3 protein-coding genes and 1 pseudogene are annotated in these 3,008 nt (G+C 31.9%); all 4 read right to left on the reverse strand.

Going from position 1 to position 3,008, the window contains the following annotated elements; genetic code table 11:
* Positions 1 to 286 (reverse strand): annotated as a pseudogene (locus tag D2K40_RS16080) (bifunctional acetaldehyde-CoA/alcohol dehydrogenase); the annotation flags it as partial.
* A gap of 60 nt (positions 287 to 346) precedes the next feature.
* On the reverse strand, positions 347 to 574 hold the full coding sequence (locus D2K40_RS16085) for a hypothetical protein (protein WP_117157350.1): 228 nt from the start codon (positions 572 to 574) through the stop codon (positions 347 to 349).
* A 447-nt stretch (positions 575 to 1,021) separates the two neighbouring features.
* Positions 1,022 to 1,675 carry a hypothetical protein gene (locus tag D2K40_RS16090; protein WP_117157351.1) on the reverse strand — a complete coding sequence of 218 codons (654 nt, stop codon included), beginning with the start codon at positions 1,673 to 1,675 and terminating at the stop codon, positions 1,022 to 1,024.
* 433 nt (positions 1,676 to 2,108) lie between these two features.
* On the reverse strand, positions 2,109 to 2,693 hold the full coding sequence (locus D2K40_RS16095; RefSeq protein WP_117157352.1) for a hypothetical protein: 585 nt from the start codon (positions 2,691 to 2,693) through the stop codon (positions 2,109 to 2,111).
* Between the last annotated feature and the right edge of the window lie 315 nt (positions 2,694 to 3,008).

Genomic DNA, 3,008 nt, shown 5'->3' on the forward strand with positions numbered 1-3,008 from the left:
CACCAATTGTTTTATCATATTTTACATTGTGGTACACATATTCAGTTGCAAAAATGTTTTTGATGATTTTGTCTTCATAAACACCGCGGCCAGTTTCTTCAACTGCCAACTTCGCTAATTGCATGTGTTGATCTAAACCAGCTAATGCCATTTCTTTTACAATGCTATCAACTTGCTCTTGATTTAGTTTTTTCATTCCAGCTAAAGCTTCTTTTGCATTGCCTACTAACTTATCAATACTTTCCGCTACAGTAACTTCTTGTTTTTTCTCTACTTTTGTGACCATTTGAATACCTCCTAAATATTTATGTGAATAATTGAGCATATAAACTCAAAAAAATATTAATTAACAGCTGCCGGGGTTACGGGGAACTTTGACAAAAGATACATCATTGATCATTCTCGTGTTTGGTTTGATGACCACTACGTACTGCTTAGTCCAAATGTAGTTTGGAATTTCTTTTCCATCCTCCAAATACATAGCTTCAAAGGCATCACCAATTTGTTTTTCAAAACTTTCTAGAGAGTAAAATGCAGCATCTGTACCAAAGTCTTTCCATTCATTTAAAATCATTTTTTTCCCCCTTTCGCTCTTTCTGATATCATCATAACACCTGATAACGTTTACAAAATACTAAGTTTGTGACAAGTTTGTGAAACAATCCACATATAAAGCGCTATCATTTTTTAATCCATGCTAGAGTGAAACACTCTTTAAAGACTGCTTGTCATTTTAACAATAGTATGAACTACCATTGCTGAGTTAGTGAACCTCTCGGCATTGAAATACCGAGTTTCACTAAATCTCCCGTTAACGCAATAAGGACTAATATTTAGAACCCCTAATGACTTTAAAAGAATAACTCGACAAAATAAATGAAGATACTATTGAATAAGTAGTTTAGTTTTGGAGAGCAAACATTACAAGTTAACAAAATGAGCATTGAATTGCATAGGAATTCGATGCTTATTTCTTATCATACTGCACCCTCAAAAAGAAGTACTCTTTTGAAACGCCTACTTATAAAGTACGTGTTTTCTCCTCGCAAATTAACTTAAAATGAATATTAGACGATGATCCCATTTCAATATGCTTTGGAACACCTGATAATTCGATTAATTCCTTAAAATAAATATGTTTTTCACGATTAGCTTCTAACGTAATACTATACGGACCAGCTAGGTTCATAAGTGATTCCATCCGCACTCCGTCTTCCATGAAATATGAATCTATAAATTCTAATTCAAATGATACAGCTTCATTACTTCGATTGTGTAATACAAGGTTACATTCCCCGTTTAATAAATCTGTACTTACAGACTCAAAATTACACTTACCATTACCATCGTATGAAATTGCTGCAATACCACTTGCAAAAGTTTCTTGGTATGCTGTAATAAGAATATTAGGTAACATTGCATACACTACTGCAACTACTATTAGTATTCGAAAGTGATATTTCTTCAAGCCGATCACAAGTAAAATCATAGCAATTATAAACAAAACAGATCCAATTACCCCAAGCAAAATATACCCATCATGGTTGCGGATTGGAAACGACATGAATGTGGTACGCGCTCCTATCATTACATTATTATGAAACGGAAAATATAAATACAGACACACACCTAAAATAATAGCTGAACTAATCAGTGCGACTTTACTTCTAATCATCTTATAGATCCCTCTCTTTATCATAATTAATCGCTTCTTGAAGATAAGCACCCAATAGATGTTGCATATAATAATGTTTCCACTAGTAAAGATTGAATAAGCCTATTAATAGAATTACAAGCGTTATTATAAAATATAAGTAGCTTTTATTGATATAAAAAATGATGGTAAATACCACAGAAATGAAGAGAAAAAAGATGTTATCTGCTAATGTTGGCAACAAGTCAAAGAAAAATAAATCAATCGTATTCTTTAATAATAATATTATTACTAACGCCATGAAAAATGAATCTGTTGCTTTATTTTCCTTTTTTATTTTTATTATAAGTCACCAAATCCCCCCCCTTTAAATTAAATGAGTCTTCGAGCTATGTAACATGAATAGACTCTTAATATTTATAAGTTAAAGACCATTTCCTAATAGACTTGTTAGTTATTTTAAAGCATCCTTGTAGATTTTGACATGATCATTATTTAGATCAGTCATGATAATTTCATTTATTTCATCTATAGTTAAATTTGGGTTTTCCTGTTTTGTTTCATCCAAGTACATTTTTTGTTTTGCATTTTCCAAGTATCCCTTAATTGTGTTTAACAAAGTTAGGTCATTTTCAGTCAGTTGATTACTTTCTCCAATAGCTGAAACTTGTGCGTTTACTGCTCCAGTCATATTTACTCCATACAAAAAACTAGATGCTTGTCTAAAAAATCTTGTGTTGTAGATATTCTCATCCGCAAACATATTGCCATATCGTATAATAGCATCTGCTTCTAATAATTGCTTTTCTAATTCATAAATATAACGTTCTAGACTTTCTTCTTCATCTTTATTTTCAATTAAATTATTAATACGATTTATAGACCCATCTATTGAGAAGTACAGATGATTTATAAATAATTCCCGTTCTCTTTGATTCTCCTGAACTCCTTGAAAGTAAATGGATGATAAAACGCCTGAAATCAATGCTAATACAAAGATTAAAATACACATTATCTTTTGGCTTTTGTTACGAAACATTTCCTCACTCCTTTAACTAATTAATAGTTTAGTAAATCAAGAATGCAATTCCTAACTCAAGAAAATTTATTTAATAAAAGAATTCAATATTACTCAACAACATCAACAATTTCTGCACCACCAGTTACTCACTTCTAATCCTTCTTCTCTATTCGTCATTACTGTGGTTAATAGAACAAGTGGCCATCGTCAGCAATAGGTAAGCATTTGAGGTTATCTCCAGCTTTTCCCCTGCTCCACACGGAGCGTGCTAGTTTCCCAGCACTCCGCGTTCCATCTAAAGATATGTACTAAATTATAAGTTCCTAGTTACTC

This window comes from Paraliobacillus quinghaiensis (assembly GCF_003426025.1).
Lineage (GTDB): Bacteria > Bacillota > Bacilli > Bacillales > Amphibacillaceae > Paraliobacillus_A > Paraliobacillus_A quinghaiensis.